This is a genomic window from Desulfovibrio sp. (assembly GCF_034006445.1).
In the GTDB taxonomy this organism is placed as follows: Bacteria; Desulfobacterota; Desulfovibrionia; order Desulfovibrionales; family Desulfovibrionaceae; genus Desulfovibrio.
This window is the reverse complement of the sequence record NZ_JAVESS010000001.1, coordinates 411,732-430,239: the sequence shown is the minus strand read 5'-3', so window position 1 is coordinate 430,239 and position 18,508 is coordinate 411,732. Positions and strand designations below refer to the sequence as shown.

Below are 18,508 nucleotides of genomic sequence, written 5' to 3'. Positions count from 1 at the left end.
ATATGTCTAAAATCTCACCTTTGCCCGGCTCCAGGCTGCATGCCACGCTGGACCCGGCCCGTATCCCCTGGGACGACAGCCGGGGTATTCCTCCCCAGCGCAATGGCCGGAAAAACCCCTTCCAGCCGCGCGCCATGCAGGCTCTGGACCTTGCTTTGCAAATCAGGGCTCGCGGCTACCATGTATATCTCTCCGGCGAAACAGATCTCGGGCGCACGTACATGCTGCTCAACTACCTGCGGCCACAGGCGCGCAAAGCGCCCACGCCGCCGGATATTATTTACGTGCACAATTTCGCCGACCCTGACAGGCCGTTGCTTTTCGCCCTGCCTGCGGGGCAAGGCAAAAAGCTCAAGCAAAGCCTTAAGGAACTTGTAGACGCCATAGTCAAGGAACTGCCCCGCCGCTTTGAAGCCAGCGCCTATATGAAGCGCCGCGCCAAACTTGTGGACAAGTTTCAGACAGCACGCATGGGGCTTTTGCGCAAAATGAACTCCGTTGCCGTGGACAAGGGCTTCAACCTTGACATGGATGAGAACGGCGGGCTGACCCTTTTTCCCCTGGTTGAGGGCAAGCGCCTCAATGAAGAGGAGTTCGACAATCTTGACAGCGCAATACGCTTAAAGCTCAAGAGCCGGGGCGACAATCTGGTGCAGTCCATGGCTGGCTTCATGCGTCAGTTGAACAAGGCTGAAGAGAGCTTTCAGGACGACGAACGCGGGCTGGAGCGCGAGGCCATGGGGCAGGTGCTTAACGCTCTGCTTGCCCCTCTTGAGCAGCGCACCCTCAAGGCATGCGCCTGCGAAGGTCTGACCGGCTATTTTGCCAGCCTGCGCGAAGACATGCTGAAGAATACCGATGCCTTTTTGCAGAGAGACGGCGTGCCGCCCTCACTTGGCATTGAAGTCCATGGCGCGTCGGGTGCGGACAGTGTGCTGTACCGCTATGCCGTCAATCTTCTCGTTGACAACAGCGAGCAACAGGGCGCGCCCATTGTGGTGGACGATCACCCCACTGCCGTGAACCTGCTGGGCTGCATTGAAAGGGAATCGGAGATGGGCGCGCTGGTGACAGACTTTACGCTCATCCGCGCGGGAAGCCTGCATAAAGCCAACGGCGGTTTTCTTGTGCTCCATGTGGAAGACCTGTTGCAGCATCCCACAGCCTGGGAAGGGCTGTTGCGCGCGCTGCGCTCCAATCAGGCCCGTATTGAAGATTCGGGCGAAGCCCCCGATACCGCCATCCGTACCAAGGGCCTGACCCCCGACTCGCTGCCTCTGGATCTCAAAGTTGTGCTCATTGGTGGCGAAGAGCTGTACGAGGGGCTGCTTGTCAACGATGACCGCTTTCCCAAGCTTTTTCGCATCAAAGCCCATATCGCCGACGAAGCGGAACGCAATGCTACCAACATCCGCCACTATCTTGGCCATATGGCGCATATCATTCAGGGTTGTGAACTGCCGCCCTTTGACCGCACAGCCCTTGCCTGGCTTGTGGATCTGGGTTCTCACCTGTGTGAAGACCAGTGCCGCCTTTCGCTCAGGTTTCCCCTGCTGCGGGAACTGATGATTGAAGCCTCTGCCCTCGCCAACATGCGCGGAGTGGAGATCATCACCGCGCCCATTCTGGAGGAAGCCTATACGGCGCGCACGTACCGCGCCAACCTGGTGGAAGAAATCTTTATGGAGGAATACGACCGCGAGATGATCAAGGTTCGTACCTCCGGTTCCGCCATTGGGCAGGTCAACGGCCTTTCAGTCACCCTGCACGGAGACTTTGAATTTGGCCTGCCCCATTGCATTTCCTGCACTGTGGGCGTGGGGCACGAGGGCATTATTGACCTCGAGCGCGAGGCAGAGTTGGGCGGGCCTATCCACACAAAGGCCATGATGATTCTTAAAAGTTATCTGACTGACCTTTTTGCCCGCAAAAAGCCTCTTGTCCTTTCCGGCTCGCTGTACTTTGAACAAAGCTACGCTGGCATCGAAGGCGATTCGGCTTCAGGTGCGGAACTTGTCGCCCTGCTCTCGGCGCTGGCCGAGGTGCCGGTGCGCCTTGACCTGGCCTTTACAGGCGCGGTCAGCCATTCGGGGCAAATAATGGCCGTGGGCGGCGTCACCCGAAAAATTGAAGGCTTTTACAAGGTTTGCGCGCGCCATGGTCTTACGGGCACGCAGGGCGTCATCATACCCCATGATAATGTTGACCACCTCATGCTTTCACCCGAAGTGCTCAAGGCTGTCGAAAATAAACAGTTCAGCATTTATGCCGTGCGCCGTATTGAAGAAGCCCTGTTGCTGCTTACTGGCATCGCTGCCGGACGTCGCCTGAAAAATGGCGGCTTCTCACGCGGCAGCCTGTATGACCTTGTGGACAGAAGGCTCGAACGGTTGGGTGACTACGCGCAAAACGCCTTCCGGCGCAGCAAGCGCAGCTGAGCACGCACAACGGCCGCAGGACGGCAGGACGCTCAATTCAGTATTGACTTTACGCACATTTGCAGCTAACTTAATAAAGTAGCAGTAAAATTGCTGAATGACCATCCAACCGTGCCTGCGAAAACTATGATGAATAAAAGTAAAAAAGAATCATTACTTCAAGCGGCCAAGGATTTGTTTGGAGAATGTGGCTATGTAGAAACCACATTCAAAAAGATTTCAGACAAGGCCGGAGTTGCGTTAGGCTTGTTAACGCATCATTACGGCAATAAAGAAAAGCTCTTTCTGGCCTGTGGGCTGGATGTACTGGAGCATTTTCTAAAAAGGCTACGCCAGGCCACGGCCGAAGCCGATTCGGGCTTTGATGGCGTCATGCGTTTTTGCAAGGCCTATCTTGACTTTTCCATCGACAAGGACTCCAACTGGCTGGTTCTTGTGCGCTGTTCACCCTACAGCGACATGAAAACCAAGACTGACCGCGACATCATGGATTCCATGTTCTCTCAGGTGCATCAGGAACTGGAAAAAGTCATTGTGCGCGGCATCGAGGATGGCAGCCTGGTTACGGTTGACAGCAACTCCACAGCGCAGGTGATCATTTCCTTGATGGTCGGCGCCAACCGTACCCGAGTGCTTACCCCTTATGCCATGCCCTCCCTGTACAAGGATGTGCTTGATTTCGTGGCCAGATCCATAAAAGCCTGAGCCTGGTACTGCCACATGCCACGGCATGGTTTTATTGACAGTAGCATGAAGAAAATGTAGATCTCAGTTATGAAACTACTAAGCGCCATCCGCGACTTTCGATATTATTTTGCCGGAGTCATACACTGACCCCCGGATGCGGAGTTATGGCCGTTTTGCTGATTCAGGCAACATAGCCGCCGACCACAGGGGTCGGCGGCTTTTTTGATTCTGCGCTTTTTATCTGCCGGAGGGCTCATGGACCTGATTTCAACGCTACAGTTGATAGACACCCCAGTACTCATCGCAATTGCGTTACTGGTCGGCTCCTTTTTTCTGGCGCTCATCAACCTGGTGCGCCAGACGCAAAGGGGATAGACATGCTGGGCGACGCTCTCATCTGGTTCGGTTACATCGCGGTCTTCATCTGGCTCGCGCGCAAGGGCCAAGGGCATGATGCCATGGCTTCAGGCCGTGTGGGTTTCGTCATTCTGGCTTTGGCCTATGTGGCGACCTACATTTCCGCCGTTGCCCTGGTGGGCTTCGGCGGACTTTCATATATGTACGGCTTGCAGATGCTGTTGGTGGCTGCCGGCAACGTATGGCTTGGAATATGGTTCGTGTACCGTTATCTGGCGTGGCCTACCAAAATCTGTCAACGCAACCTGCAAGCCAGGACGCCCACGCAACTTATTGCCAAGGGACACAAAAGCCCCATGCTCGGCAAGGCCCTTGCGCTGATATTCGCCATTTTTCTTAGCGTCTACGCTTCGGCGGTTATCAAAGGGGCGGCGCTCATGCTTGCCCAGATATTGCCCATCCCCGTATGGATATTGGTCTGGATTGCGGCTGCGGTTGTTGGCGTTGTGGTTTTTATTGGCGGGTTGCGCGGGGTTCTCTACACCGAAGCCATGCAGGGTATTGTCGTGCTGGTGGGCATTGTCCTGCTTATATCGGCAGTGCTCTACAGGGTGGGCGGCCCCATTGAAGGCATTGCGCAACTGGCCAAAATTGCTCCCACGGCACGCGCCAATGAAGGTTTCCTCGCGCTTTCCATAGGTGAACAGGGCTGGTTTGTTCTTTCTCTTGTCATGGTCACATCTGTGGCGGTGTGGTCGCAACCCCAGATGATGCAGCGACACTTTGCGCTCCATTCCCCGCGCCAGATTAAACGCATCGTCCCGCTGGCCATGCTCGTGCTTACCGTACTTGTGGGCGGAACCTATTTTGTGGCGGCCCTTTCACGCATAATCCTGCCGGAAATTGCCTCGGCCGACGAGGTTATTCCTCATCTTGTAAAAATGCTTCTGCCCAACGCCGGGCTTCAGGTTTTTGTTCTGGCGATTGTGTCCGCCTCACTGTCGACGTCTACCGCGCTTTTTCATATCGCAGTGTCAGCCATTGCAGAAGACCTGCCCGGCAAACCAGCCTCCAGATTTTCCTGGTTTCTGGGCATTGTCTTTTGTGTTTTGGTTTCCGGCGGCAGCGCCCAGATCAAGGGCCAGCTTATTGCTCTTTTGTGTACCACCAGTTGGAGCATAGTAGGCTCGACCGTGCTTATCAGTTATTTGGCGCTGGTGCGTTTTGGCAAACGCAGTTCCCTTGCCGCGTGCATGAGTTGCGGTTTCGGCTTTACCTCTTGTCTGCTCTGGTATCTGCTGGCTAACAAGGCCGTCTCCCCCACTCCTGTTTTGGGGATGCAGGCTGCGCTTATTCCGCCCTTCTTTGTGGGCCTGGCTTGTTCGCTGGTGGGCTGGTTCACAGGATGGGCCTTGGACCATGAGGGGCGCAAGGCTTCCACGTTCTGGCCCGCGCCCAACGCCGGTTCATAACAACCTGGCAACCGAAAGCGTGTATAGCGCCCGCAGAGCCGTTTTAGGCAACGCTGCGGGCGCTTTTTTACGCCATAAATGTGCGCTGGGGAATCTGCTTCATAAAATGAACGCTGGCATGACGCTGCGACTTCTGCTATCTCTGGCTCTGCCCTTTCCCAGCCTCGCAACGCCGCTCCATGGGCGCTCAAAACGCGGGCTAACCACGCATATACTGTCGCGGCGAACGCTGCTCGCGCAGCCGCCAGAGCAGTCGCAAGGAGCTCGTGCTCAAACCCGTAACCCGCGTCCAGAAGTGCGCCTGCCCCACGCGCGCCATTTGGCATAGCCTGTGAGTACTTAGAATGAAGCCATCTCTTGTCCGTGACTCCATAATTGTCGGTGCAGCGCTGTTTTCAATGCTCTTTGGCGCAGGCAACGTGGTCTTCCCCCCATACATAGGGTTGACGGCAGGGCCGGAATGGTTTCTGGGATTTCTCTGTTACTACATGGCGGATGTGGGGCTGGCCTTTCTGGCCATTTACGCCATGCTGGCTTCTTCCTGCATTGACAAAAAAGAAGGCATCATGCACCGCCTTGGAAGCACGGCGGCAATGCTCATGATGTGCGCCATCATCCTTTGCATTGGCCCCCTGCTTGCCATACCCCGTACCGGGGCCACAGCCTTTGCCATCTCCTTTTCACCCCTGGGGTATTCCTCCAAGGGTATAAGCTCCGCCAAGGTCATTTATTCACTGGCTTTTTTTGGCATATCCACCATGCTGGCATTCAGGGAATCCAACATGGTAGACGTCATTGCCCGTTACCTTTCTCCCATCAAGATCGGCGGTTTTCTGCTTATTGTGGCGGCCGCCCTGTACATGCCCATTGGCCCCGTCAGCGATGTGGTGCGCGATGACAATGTGGCGTGGCACAGCATACTTTCCGGCTATCAGACCCTTGATGTCATGGCGGCGCTGGTCTACGGCCTGATTATCGTTACCGCCCTGAAAAACAAGGGGTATGAGACAGGCCGCCAAAAAGCCCTCTCCGTGGGCATTGCCAGCCTGGTAGCTGGCGCCCTGCTTTTTGTCATCTATTTTGGCCTGTGCTATCTGGGGGCCACCGGCTCAACCTATTACCCCGTGGATATGGAAAAAGGGACCCTGGTCACCAACCTGGTGGGCAGGCTCTTTGGCCGCGCAAGCACGGTTCTGCTGGCCGTCATTGTCACGGTTTCCTGTATGGCCACGTCTGTGGCGCTGATCGGAACAACAGGAACCTTCATCTCCCAGTTCAGCAAGGGGCGGCTCAGTTACAGAACCATTGTGATCGGCACCGGACTTTTCAGCATGGTTGTCTCCAATTTCGGCCTGGACAACATCATTGCCTTTGCAGCGCCCATCCTTACCTTTCTCTACCCTGGCACTCTTGTGGTCATTGTGCTTTCGCTTTTCGACAAACATATCGCCAATGACAACATTTTCAGGTTCGCCACGGCTGGAGCCCTTCTCGCCAGCGGCCTCAACGTTCTGGAAGAGTACGGCCTGCCCCTGGTGATCACCCCTCACCTGCCCTTCAGCTCTGCCGGTCTTGGCTGGATTGCGCCAGCCTGCGTTCTGGGCATGATCGGCTACTTTGTGCGCCGCCCAAAGTGCTTGTTATAATGCTTTGTTGGGGGGATACAGTAAAATGCTTTTTGAAATGCTTTGTGGGGGAGGGACCCTTTTGCAAAAGGGTCTCCTCCCCCACGCCCCCTCCCCCCAAAACTCTTAGTGTGTTTTAGTATAGCACAACGATTTTTCAGTTCTGAACCGGGCTTCATAGACCGCGTCTTCCAGCATCACGGCATTTTAAAAGACATCAGATATTTCGTCGCAAAAAAGATCTTTCTACCTGCTACGGCGTGACGCGGACGTGCAGACGTCTCTGGCTCGCCCGCCCGGCATCATCCACCACACGGACTTCGGCATCGCCAGGCACAGCCTGCCACAAAAGAATTTCGCCCGGCGCCCTGCTGCCAAGATAACTCCCGTTGACGAACCAGTGCAGGTGTTTGACGCCAGCCTCGGCATGAGCAATAAACGCCAGCTTTTCATTGCCCTTGTCACTCAAACTCAGCCTGTACACCAAACCGTCCTTGGGCTGGACAATTCGCGGGGCAGTGCCCGAAGCGACGTCCTTGCCGCCGCATTCGGGTGCAAATGGCGGCGGCTCCGGCTTGGGCATGCCAGCACGGGCAAACATCTGCGCAAGATCCGTGGGCCAGAATTCCCATGTCTGCACTTCCGTGCGGCCTTCCTGCGGCATGCAGGCCCGCAGTCCGGTAGTTTTATCCACAAGTATGGAGCGGAACACTCCTGATGGCGCAAGAGGCGAAACACCGGGAATGAACCAGGTTTTTGCAACGTCCGCGCACAACGAAGTGTCAAGGTCGCCCGTAGCGGCGCAAACCTCGATCTGCTCCACGTTCAAACCGTGCGCCGGTTCGGCAAAATGGTCCTGCATCGGTTCGGAGGCAGCCAGTTCACGCGCAATTTGCGTAAACAGCGGCACCGCCGAGATGGCCCCCACAAGAAGCGGATTCGGCCTGTTGTCAAAATTCCCCAGCCAGACCACCAGCACATAGGGCCCCACCATGCCTACTGCCCAGGCATCACGAAAGCCATTGGATGTGCCTGTTTTAAGGCGAAGCGGCAGCGTCGCGCCACGTTGCGAACGAACCTGGCGATCCGGATCGCCGTCTTCCAGCATGGAAAGGGTGACAAAGGCGGCTTCCGGCGACAGCAGTGGCAAGGCGGTATCTTCACGGCCTGTGTCATGTAAAAACCGCAAGGACCGCCAGACGCCCTTGTTGCCCAGCATGGCGTACAGACCAGCCAATTCGCGCATGCTCACTTCCGCCCCGCCAAGCACGAGGCTGAGTCCGTAATGGTTTTCTTCTGACAAAAACGCAACGCCAGCGCTATGTAAGAAGCCGTAAAAATTTGGATTTTTCAGGCGTGCCGCCAGAGCGATGGCGGGCACGTTGCGGCTGCTTCTCAGGGCGTTGGCCGCTCCTATGGGGCCGCGAAAGCTACCGTCATAGTTTTCTGGATCATAGCCCGAAAAACTACGCGGCGTATCGGCCAGGAGCGTCAGGGGATGGATCAGCCCCTGATCCAGGGCCAGGGCGTAGATAAAGGGCTTGAGCGTGGAACCAGGCGAACGCCGTGCGCGGGTGCCGTCCATCTGCCCCATGATGCCGTCGCTGAAAAAGTCGGCGGAACCGGCAAGAGCCCGAACTTCCATACTGGGCCAGTGCACCAGCAGCGCTGCGCCGTTGGTCAGCCCATAGGCCTGCTGCCTGGCCGTGAAGAGACGCAAATGCCGTTCTATTTTTTTCTGGCTGGCAGGGTCTATGGTTGTGCGCAACAGGTTGTCGCCCTGTGGCTGCTGCAAAAGTTCCGTACTCAGATGCGGTGCGGCAAAAGGCAGATCCCCCACCCCGAACACGCGCAGCGGAGCGTGTTCTTTGCGCCCATGCCATGCGGCCTCCAGCCTGTGCAACGCTGCTGTGAAATGCGGATTATCCTGCGCTGGACGCCGTTGAACGGGATTTTGCGGCACCAGCATGAGGGACATGCTCTCCCCGGGCGTCAATTCCTCAGGCGTCTTGTGAAAATAGACAATGGCAGCCGCGCCAAGACCCTCAATATTGCCGCCATAGGGAGCAAGGTTGAAATAGGCCTCAAGGATTTCCTCCTTGCTGAACTTCCAGTTCAGTTGCACAGCCAGGAGTATCTGGCGCAGCTTGGCTCCGATTTTTCCTGTTTCCAGCCCATAAGTTAAGCGCGCCACCTGCATGGTGATGGTAGATCCCCCCATGAGGCGCTTACCCGTCAGAAGTCCGTAGCCCGCCCTGGCCAGCGCCAGGGCGTTGACGCCTGGATGGTACCAGTAATAGCGGTCTTCATAGCGCAGCACAGCGTCCACCGCTGCCGGAGGAATATCGGCAAGGCGAGTGTATACGCGATATTTTTGATCCTTCGACAGGCTCAGGCGCATAAGCCCGCCCTTGCTGTCGCGCACCACACGGGAAAAGCTGACGCCTTCCAGAGGATGCCGACACGGCGCCAGTTGCAGCCAGAGCATAAACAGAGCCAGCAAAGCAACAGGCAGCAGAAACCACCAGCGTTTTTTGCGCAGAAAAACAGACAACGTACGCCGTGAAAGCGCGTTGCCTGATCCTTTACAGCCGGATTCGCCCTGCTGGGGCTCTGTTGCCGTTTCTTTTGTCATGCTGGTAGAATAAGTATTTTCGGTTACCGTGTCTGCGCTGTCAGATAAAGATATTTTGTGGCGTCTTTCATACAACTGCCTGAAAAATTTAAGGGTAAAATTGCCCTTTTTCGCACTGTCCAACAGAAAAAGCAGGGCAATGACCGGGCCGATTTTGGGTTCCGGCACATTGCCCTGCTTTTTTGCTTAATGGCCGTGCCTAGTCAACGATCATTTGCCCGCCGCCAAGACGGGCATTGATGGCAGGCTCGTACATGGCTTCAGCCGTTGCCGAAGGCAATACAAAGCGCCCTCTGGTGGCCGCGCGTACCTTGTAGGTAAACGTACGCGGGGCAAGACCGGAATTTACAAAGAAGATGCCCCGGTCTTCACGACGTTCATGACGGATAAGCCCCTCCTGGGCTTCTTTGCTGCTTTTTTCGAGCACAGGCTCCAGACCGCCGGGCAACAGGTCTACCATAACCACATTGCTGTATTCATCGGCAGAGCGCACGGTCAGTTCCACGGTGAGCACCTCGCCAAGCTTGGCGCTGGTGACGGCCTCGCCGCTGTTGTTGAGATAGCGCCGCTGCAATTCAAGCCCGTTGGCAGCGGCAGTCAGCGGCTTGCGCTCAAAGCCTTCAGTTGCGGTGTGAAGGTTCCAGCCAGAGTCGCCCTTGGGCAGTTTCACACTGTACGCAAGGCAGCCGGGCGCGTTCAGTTCAAGGACGGAGCCAAGCATCTCGGCCTTGCCAGCAGCAGGCGCAAAGTCCTGACCATAGCGGGTGCAGGTCAGCTCAATGCCCACAGGCGCAGGCGCATTCTTTTCTGCCAGCAGTATCAGAGCGCGGGACAAAAGCCCCATATCGACAGTTGTGGCTGTGGTGTTGAATGCGGAATCAAGCAGGCCCGCGACGTTGATCTCTTTGCGCCGCTCTGGAAAATGTCGCAGTATGACTGCGGCATGAAGCGCCCTGGCAGCCCCTGCGTCCAGCATGTTGTCGGTGGTGACTGCAGTAAACGTCACAGGCATGCGCTGCTGGGCGCGGCGCTCCATGCGCAGCATCTTGTAGCAGTCTGCCAGAAGCACCGCCACAAGTTCCCTGTCCCAGCCATTGGTGTTTTCACTGAACCATTGTTCAAGCCGCTCAACTTCCTGGGTCATTATGCGCCCGTCGCGTAAAAGAACCCATGCGCCATAGACTTTGACCCGGCCATCGTCGATATCCACCGGGGCACTGCGCACGGTGTTTTCCAGCGCATCAAGGATGTTACGGGTCAGACCGTCAGGCACGGCTACCCCGCTTTCGCGCAGTGTAAGCAGAAAGTCCCCGGCATAGGCCGTCACAAAATCACTGGCTGGCGCTGATGGCCAAAGACTCACCCCCTCATAGTAGGAAAAGTTGCTGCGTATGGTGGCAAGGGCGGCGCTGATGACGGCATTGCCGCGCTTTGTCAGCGTTTCTGGCGATGCCTTGGGATCAAGCAGAACCTTTTCACGCAAAGCGGGATTGCCCAGCAGGGAGGCATAGGGCATTGCCCGGCTGATGAGCTGTTCGGTGCAGCCATAAGGGTACGTATCCAGCCTGTCCAGCAAGGAGCGCAACCCAAGCAGGGGAAGCGCCGAGACGCTTGCCTGCCCCTGTGCTTCATACGGATAGATATCTCTGTCCACAGACACGTTCATGCTGTCCTTGAGGGGCACGACCTGTTCGGTGCGCACACGCGGCGCAGGAGGACGCACAGAAAGGCTCTGGCTGCGAACGCTCTCGGCCTTGCCCTTGCCTTCCAGATTGGCGGTAAAGCGCACGTCCGCTGAACCAAGGCTGTCCTGCGCACGCATGCGAAAACGCACCACAGCCTCGCCGTTTTCATTGATTTCAAGCGGAAGCGGATTCTGGCCGCTCAGGAACACCAGCTCGGGGCCGCACTCCATCTTTATGGCAACCTTGGCATCCTTGCCGCTGCCCTCTACGGTATTGGCGACAACCAATGCTCCGTCAAACTCGTCGCCAGGTGCGACAGCAAGGGGCAGAAGAGGTTTCAGGATGAGCGTTCCACGCACTTCGGTGCTGGTTTGCGCATTACCGGCCGTGGAGGCTCCGTCGCGCGCGGCACTGCTGCCAACGGCCATTATGCGGATGCGCCCGCTCACATATTCGGGAATGGTAAGGGTTACATCCGTCCCATCGGCATTGACGGCCGCCAGTACCTGCCAGAAGGCAAAAGGAGGCTCGCCCCGCCGCTTGAAGGGATTGAGAAAACGGCCGCCCGCCCCGGCCATGTCGCCGCCAAAGCCGGGGATACGACCCTGCAGGCGCGCGTGGTCGGGCATGAGCAGGTCAAAGGCCTGCATGGTGGCCACATCAAGAGCCCTGTCGTTCAAAAGGTCATTCAGAGGATCGGGCGTGGTAAAGCCTGTAAGCTGCAACACGCCTTCGTCCACAGCAAAAAGCAGGGCTTTGCCCGGCACCCGCGAGCTTACGCGCACAGTGATTTTTTCACCGGGCAGCACACGTGCGGGGGCACTGAGCTTCAGCCCCATATTTCTCTGGCTGACGCCAGCGGTAAAGGGCGCGACGCCAAAGGAATGGGGATTCATGTATATGGCTTCTGAACCAAGCGACCGCACAAAGGACACGTTAACGTAGCCGCGGCCTTCAAAACCCTCAGGTATGCGTATTTCCTGCACGCTTTCACCGGCTTGAGCCGTGAACCACGCGTGGGTCAGCACATTTTCCCTTTCAATGGTTATGAGCCCTGTGCCGGAATACGGCGTGGAAAGGCTCATCTTGATGGTCTCGCCGGGGGTGTACTGCTCCTTTTCAAGCTTAAGGCGCAGGTTGCCCTTGGCCAGGGAGCGGGTAGAAAGGTCAGAAGGCTCGGCCAGACGCGTGCCCGCAACGGAAAACGGAACAAGAGCCAGCACATGGCCGTTGTTCTGGCGCACTGTGACCAGATAATCTCCCGCTTCGGCTGTGGGCAGGGGCCAGACCAGTCCCTTGGCGTCAAGACTGACAGTCTGGCGCGTAATCTCCGTATCAACAGGAGTGGCGTCATAGCGGTATTCTCCGCGAGAATCGGTCACAAGACTGTTCACATAGCGCCGGGCAGAAAACACGATCTCGGCGTCACGCAGGGCGGTGGGCGCAAGCTCGTTGTTGACGGCCAGAAAGCGCAAGGAAGCCTTGGCGTTCTGCGGCACATAGTCCAGGTTGTTGGCCTGCCCCTCGGGCTTGTAGCCCAGGGCGAGTTCCAGCGGTGAAAACAGGGCTGACACCTGCCGCGTAACGGCCCTGCCGCCTGTGGGTTCAAAGCCCTCAATCAGCACTGTGCCGTAAAAGGTGCTGCCCTGCAGTTTGCCGAGGGGCAAGGCCAGCCTGGCAAGTCCCTTGGGGTCGGTGAACGCGTCGGGCAGATCCATGTATTGATCCTGCACGCTCGCAGACAGGGCGTCATAGAAGGCGTAGTCTTCATACCCCGGAAAGCGCAGCAGTCCTTTACGCGCATGAAAGGCGGTATGGATGCGGTGGTTGGCGGCAGGCTCACCGTAAAGATTGTCCAGCCGGGCCAGCACCATTGCGGGAGGCATGTTTTCGCCAGTACGTATCCAGCCCTTTGGCGCACTGGATTCAAAACTGGCGGCAAGGGCCAGGGTGTCTGGCTGAAACTCCTCTACCCGCGTGGTCACACTGCCCAGAACCGGGCCACCATAACCGGGCTTGTCCGAAGCGAGGCGGATATCCATGCGGTATTGCCCGACAGCGGCGTCTTCGGAACTGGTCCAGGTAAAGTTTTGAAGCCCTTCCGGGCCAACAGCAAAGGAACGGCGCATGACTTCCGTTCCGGCAGGGCTTGTCAGCACGGCTTCCAGCGGCAGGTTTTCGGGCAGGGCCTGCCAGTCAAACCTGCGTATCACGCAGCCAAAGTGCAGCGTTTCCCCAGGCAGGTATAACCCGCGCTGGCTGAAAACCGAGGCGCTCAGGCCGTTGCTGGCGGCATGACGGCCCGACACGGAAAAATTGCTGTAATCCACAGTACGGGCGCTGTCGTCAAGGGAAAGCCAGGCCATGTCCTGTCCCCCACCCTGGGCGGGCGCAAGGGCTACCAGCGCCACAGGGCGTTTTTCCCTTTCAAGTCCAACCGTGGAGGGCAGATCGGCACGCCCCTGTGCATTGGTCACAGCACTGCATACTGGCAAACCATTGGCCCCCAGAAGGCGCACTTCGGCATTGGACACGGGTTTGCCTGTGGCAATGTTCTGCACAAACACCGCCCTTGTTCCGTCAGAGGCGGTTTTGACACTGAGCCCCATGTCAGTGACCAGCAGCAGGCGCGTGGCTTCAGCCACCTGCTTGTCGCCATCGCGCCCTGTGAGCACCATGCGCATAAGACCGTGCCGCAGACCGCCCTGCCCCTGCAGCAGCGGGGCCAGATCCAGCACGCCAAAAAAAGCCTGGCCAGGGATATCCCCACGCTCGTTCTTGCGCACATTGATATGCCCCTGAACCATATCACTCAGAACCGTAAAGTCCGCTTCCGGTTCTTCAAAGCTGCCGTCCTTGGCCAAAAGGGCCATAAAGGGTTCGCGCACACGCTCGGCGCGCCAGTCAATTTCCGTCAGCCCCAGAGCGTAAATATCGAGCTTTTTATCACCGCTGAGCGCAAGAATATTGCCTGGCTGCAAGAAGGACAGCTCCGCTCCCATGCCGGGAACAGTAAGGATAAAACGGCGCACATCCGAAAGTGAAAGCCCGCCTGTGGACGTGAGGCCAGGCTTCACGGCGGCCAGCAAACCCCGACCGCTCGCGGCTTTTACACGCAGTATCACCTGATCGGTGGGCTCATCAGCAGCCTGAACCAGTTTCGGCTGAAGTTTTTCGCCATTTGCGATGTCCGTGGTGCTGATGGCGGGCATCTTTGCCCAATTGGCTTCCTGCCCTGCCTCTGGCGTTATCGTGCGCGGCAACTGAACCACATCCAGGTAGCGCAGCACCTCGGAAGGCAGCACGCGCAGGCTGGTTTTCACCACCAGGTGAAATTCCTTGTCCAGCCCGGTATCATACGCAACCCGCACGCTGATATCCTTGACGTTCATAATGCGGTCACGGCCGGTGACATACAGCAGCGCTTCGGAACTTGCCTGCCCTTTGTCGCCCGAGCCTTTCACCATGCGCATGTTATTTTTTTCAATGAATCCCGGCAGTCCCTTAAGGGATATGACGGCGGCGGCATTATCCCTGGGCAGGCTTGTAACAGTGGCAGAAACCACGACCTCATCACGGCGTTCGTTCCATACAAACCGCGGCGCGCCAAGAGCCAGGCCACTCTTCGCATCGCTGGGACGCAGGCTTATGTTCCCTTCCATACTCTGGGGATTGACCGGCCACATAAAATACACCGGAACAGAAACAGCGTGCGCCCCCTTGGGGGATGGATCAATCCAGAAGGTCTCCTTGCCGAATCGTACGGCCTGCGGCTGCGTCGTGTAGCGAACCTGACGGTTGACTTCGAACCGTGACGGCAACGGCACCTTATCAAGAGAGATGGTATATGTGGTCTGTGGGCTCAACGATTTTTCCGGCTGGAAAGACATGGTGGACCCGTAGCCCCAACGCCATTGCCCAGGTACAGACGGAGTCATACGCACACCTTCCACCAGGCGGCCTTCCTGACCGGCAGGCGGGCCGGAGCACTGACGCGACCAGTCCGATCCGTACTGTTTTTTGCAGCGTTCAATATCGATTTCAAAGCTTATGGAAAAACCGTCGGCCCTTTTCCACCTGTCGGATTCAGGCTTACTGGGCTCGGCAATGCGGTATGCCGGGCCTGCAACAGCAGCACCAGCAAGGCTTGTTATAAGCATGCACACTGCAATGCTGTACACAATGAATTTATGAAGCATGGTATCTCCGCGTGTTACAAGGCGGCTGAACATGTACGTTATTGCCAGTCGCGCAGTGTGCGCACGATAGTTTCATCCAGTGCCGCCAGGCTATGGCCATCGTTGGTTTCATGAATGTATGCGCAATTTTCCCAGTAGGCGCGTGCCTCTTTGGGGTCCAGCAGGGTATCGGCCAGCCCCAGAACCACCATGCGCTTGACCGGGGCAGATCGCGCATCGGCAAAGATGGAGTAACTGTCGCACATTTCGTGCGTGAATTCCCAGTGCTGCCCACCGTAAAAAGTGGTGTTTGGCCCTACAAATTGCCGCAATGACTGGGCAGGCCGAACTACCGGGTTGATAAGAACACAGTTGCAAAGCAGTAGCGCCGACAGTTGGGAAGCATAAAACCCGCCAAGAGACGCGCCAACAAGAACAACGGGGGATGAGGCGTCATGGATATCCCGCGCCTGTTTTTGCAGGCGCGCCAGATTTTCGGAAAAAAAGCCGCTTGAAGGATAGTCCAGCGCACGCGCGTCAGGAAAAAATTTTCGCAGCATGCCAAAAGTATGACTCTCAGGGCTGGAATTAAAACCGTGAACATACGCGATCATGTGCGCTTTCTCCAAGGAGGGGCCTGGGTTGAAAATATGCATGGCAAGGCTTGAGGCACACACATTACTGCGTTCACCAGTGTACTCACCAGCGGCACTGCCATTGCGACGGTCATTGCCAAGGTCATTGCCAAGGTCATTGCGCGGCGAAACCCTGTATGGTGTGGCACAGGAATGCGGACAGTGCCAGGCGTTTGGCCGAAGCCCACAGTAACTGCAGGGAACAGGCCGCACTGTTGCACACACGGCTGAAGTCCTGAGTGCGCCTCACGGCATGCGGAGGCTCGAACTGCCACTGAAACTTTTCACGGTGAAAATAGTCTGTCTGTCGCAGGGTTGGCGACACGGCAGCCAGACTGACAGCCCGACAGAAGATTTGCTTCACGCAAAATATTCACGGCTGGCCAGAAAATTCTTCAGAATTTGCCTGAGCAAAAAACAGCCGGATACAGTTGTATGGAAACAAAAATGCGGCAAGAAGACATGGATACGGCAATCAGAGCAGACTTCGACTACACTGCAGACGTATGCTTTTGTGGCATACGTGCCCAATTTTGTCTGAACATTCAATTCTTACTGAACAACGCTATACTCTGCCTGCATATATGTCAATTTTATATGCAAGCGTATAAACATACATATGAAAACATGTCCCACAAAAACGAGTGGCACTCTGACAAAAAAATTCCGCCGTTAGCGTGCAAATGGCAGACGCACGCTAACGGCGGATCAGATATGAAATAAAAGCCTATGCTTTTTGCCAGGGAAGCTCTGAGTAAAGAGCCTCCTGGAAACGCGCAGCTATTTCCTTTGGCAAGACGCGATCTTTTTTTAACGAGGAGGGTCTCTTCCGTCCTCGACTGTTTCAAAAAAAATGGAGCAACACCGCCAAACGAAATAAATCAGCGTTTTCCTAGAACAAGCCAGTTACCTTGCCGGTTTCCACATCAACATCAATGTTTCGGAAAGAAGGTTTGGATCCAGTGCCCGGCATAAGGCTGATGTCGCCAGCTACAGGGGCCACAAGTCCCGCACCGCCAAAGAAGAGGACATCGCGCACGTGCAGCTTCCAGCCTTTGGGCACACCCTTGAGTGAGGGATTGTCAGACAGGGAGTACTGGGTTTTCACCATGCACACGCCAAGATTGTCGGCATCCGGGCGCTCCTGCAAGCTCTTGAGGCGCTGTGTCGCAAGAGACTCATATTCCACGCCGTCAGCTCCGTAAACCTCCCGCGCGATGCTTTCAATACGCGCGGTTATGGGCTGCTTCCAGTCATACAGCGGGCGGAATTCGTTCTTTTCCTTGCAGGCGTCCATAACCGCATCGGCCAGTTCAAGCGCCCCGTTTCCACCCTTCTCCCAATGTTCGGACAGGGCTACGCGGGCTCCGGCCTGTTCACATATGCGGCGAATGGCGTCCACTTCAGCCTTGGTATCGGTGTGGAATTTGTTGATGCAGACCACTGCGGGCACACCAGAGCGGCGAACAACGCCAAGATGGTGCAGCAGATTGGCGCAGCCAGCCTCAACAAGCCCCACATCTTCACGGGTGTAAGCCTCGGGCAGGGGCTGACCGGGCTTGGGCTGCGGCGCGCCGCCATGGTTTTTGAGCGCGCGCACCGTGGCCACGACCACGGCAGCATCCGGAGTAAGACCACTGTAGTGGCACTTGAGGTTCCAGAATTTTTCATAGCCCATTTCAGAAGCAAAGCCCGATTCGGTCACATGGTAATCGCTGAGCTTGAGGGCAACCCTGTCTGCAATGACCGAACTCTGCCCAAGGGCGATATTGGCAAAAGGCCCGGTATGCACAAATACCGGCTGCCCTTCAATGGTCTGGATAAGGTTGGGCTTCACCGCTTCCACAAGCCATGCGGTCATGGCGCCGGCAACGCCGAGATCGCTTGTGGTCACAGGCTTGCCGTTACGGTCGTGCGCAAGGACCACACGCCCCATACGTTCACGCAAGTCGGCAAGGTCGCGGGCTATGGACAGAATGCACATGACTTCAGAAGCCACGGTGATATCAAAATGCGAACGCATCATGAAGCCGTCATTGCGGCGTCCGTCGCCCTCAATGCCAATAATGATATTACGCAGCGCCTGAACGCAAAAATCCATAACCCAGCCCGTGTTGACGCGCGTGGGGTCAATATTCAGACGGGCCATTCCTGAAAATTTTTCAAGCGTGGCGTCATCATAATTACGCTCATGCTGCATGCGGGCGGTAAGCGCTGTCATGCCCAGGTTGTGGGCAGCGCCCACGGCATGGAGGTCACCCGTAAAATTGAGGGAATACGGCGTAAGGGGAATGCACTGCGACAGTCCGCCCCCGGCAGCAGACCCCTTCATGCCCATGGTGGGGCCGCCGGAGGGCTGACGAATGGCCGCCGAAGAGCGCTGGCCACGCCGGGCGAGACCTTGCACCAGACCTATGGTCGTGGTGGATTTTCCTTCGCCAAGAGGCGTGGGCGTGATGGCCGTGACATCGATGTATTTGCCATTGGGGCGATTTTCCAGACGACGCAGCACAGCCTGTTGCTCAACCTTGCCCATATAGTGCCCGTAGGGCAGCAGTTCCGGGCCTTCAAGGCCCAGATCGGATGCCAGGGCTTCAATGGTTTTCATGCGGCTTTCCGCATCTTGAGCGATTTTCCAATCAGGGTGCTTGGTGGGATCTAGAGTCATGGCATCTCCAACGTAAGGTTTTCTAAGTTTATAATGTTATGATCAGACACAAAGAGCTTTAAGCCAAAGAAGACGGACAAAAGACGCTTTTTTTCATCTGCGTGCCCGGCCATCTTCTGTTTTAATTA

9 protein-coding genes are annotated in these 18,508 nt (G+C 56.7%); 4 read left to right on the top strand and 5 right to left on the bottom strand.

Translation table 11 applies throughout. The features are described 5' to 3' along the window. The first annotated feature begins 2 nt into the window (after positions 1-2). The 4 genes from RBR41_RS01735 (at position 3) to brnQ (ending at position 6,600) form a co-directional block, all read left to right on the top strand. Positions 3-2,438 (top strand): ATP-binding protein, encoded by a 2,436-nt coding sequence (locus RBR41_RS01735; RefSeq protein ID WP_320350500.1) that lies wholly within the window; start codon positions 3-5, stop codon positions 2,436-2,438. A 129-nt stretch (positions 2,439-2,567) separates the two neighbouring features. Further along, on the top strand, positions 2,568-3,143 hold the full coding sequence (locus RBR41_RS01730) for a TetR/AcrR family transcriptional regulator (RefSeq protein WP_320350828.1): 576 nt from the start codon (positions 2,568-2,570) through the stop codon (positions 3,141-3,143). Between the two features lie 359 nt (positions 3,144-3,502). Then, entirely contained in the window at positions 3,503-4,954 is a 1,452-nt protein-coding gene (locus RBR41_RS01725) for a sodium:solute symporter family transporter (protein WP_320350498.1), read from the top strand. 344 nt (positions 4,955-5,298) lie between these two features. Further along, positions 5,299-6,600 carry a branched-chain amino acid transport system II carrier protein gene (brnQ, locus tag RBR41_RS01720; protein WP_320350496.1) on the top strand — a complete coding sequence of 434 codons (1,302 nt, stop codon included), beginning with the start codon at positions 5,299-5,301 and terminating at the stop codon, positions 6,598-6,600. Positions 6,601-6,832: 232 nt separating this feature from the next. Here the strand turns inward: brnQ and pbpC are convergent, their stop codons facing one another. From pbpC to RBR41_RS01695, 5 genes are all read right to left on the bottom strand, one after another. Next, entirely contained in the window at positions 6,833-9,382 is a 2,550-nt protein-coding gene (pbpC, locus tag RBR41_RS01715) for a penicillin-binding protein 1C (protein ID WP_320350493.1), read from the bottom strand. Positions 9,383-9,413: 31 nt separating this feature from the next. After that, complete coding sequence (locus RBR41_RS01710; protein WP_320350491.1) at positions 9,414-15,098, bottom strand: alpha-2-macroglobulin family protein; 5,685 nt, start codon at positions 15,096-15,098, stop codon at positions 9,414-9,416. A gap of 38 nt (positions 15,099-15,136) precedes the next feature. Then, the gene (locus tag RBR41_RS01705; protein WP_320350489.1) at positions 15,137-15,691 is read right to left on the bottom strand and encodes a YqiA/YcfP family alpha/beta fold hydrolase; all 555 of its coding nucleotides are present in this window, start codon (positions 15,689-15,691) and stop codon (positions 15,137-15,139) included. A gap of 136 nt (positions 15,692-15,827) precedes the next feature. Beyond that, positions 15,828-16,076 (bottom strand): hypothetical protein, encoded by a 249-nt coding sequence (locus RBR41_RS01700; protein WP_320350487.1) that lies wholly within the window; start codon positions 16,074-16,076, stop codon positions 15,828-15,830. Positions 16,077-16,604: 528 nt separating this feature from the next. Further along, the gene (locus RBR41_RS01695) at positions 16,605-18,380 is read right to left on the bottom strand and encodes a formate--tetrahydrofolate ligase (RefSeq protein ID WP_320350486.1); all 1,776 of its coding nucleotides are present in this window, start codon (positions 18,378-18,380) and stop codon (positions 16,605-16,607) included. Positions 18,381-18,508 lie beyond the last annotated feature (128 nt).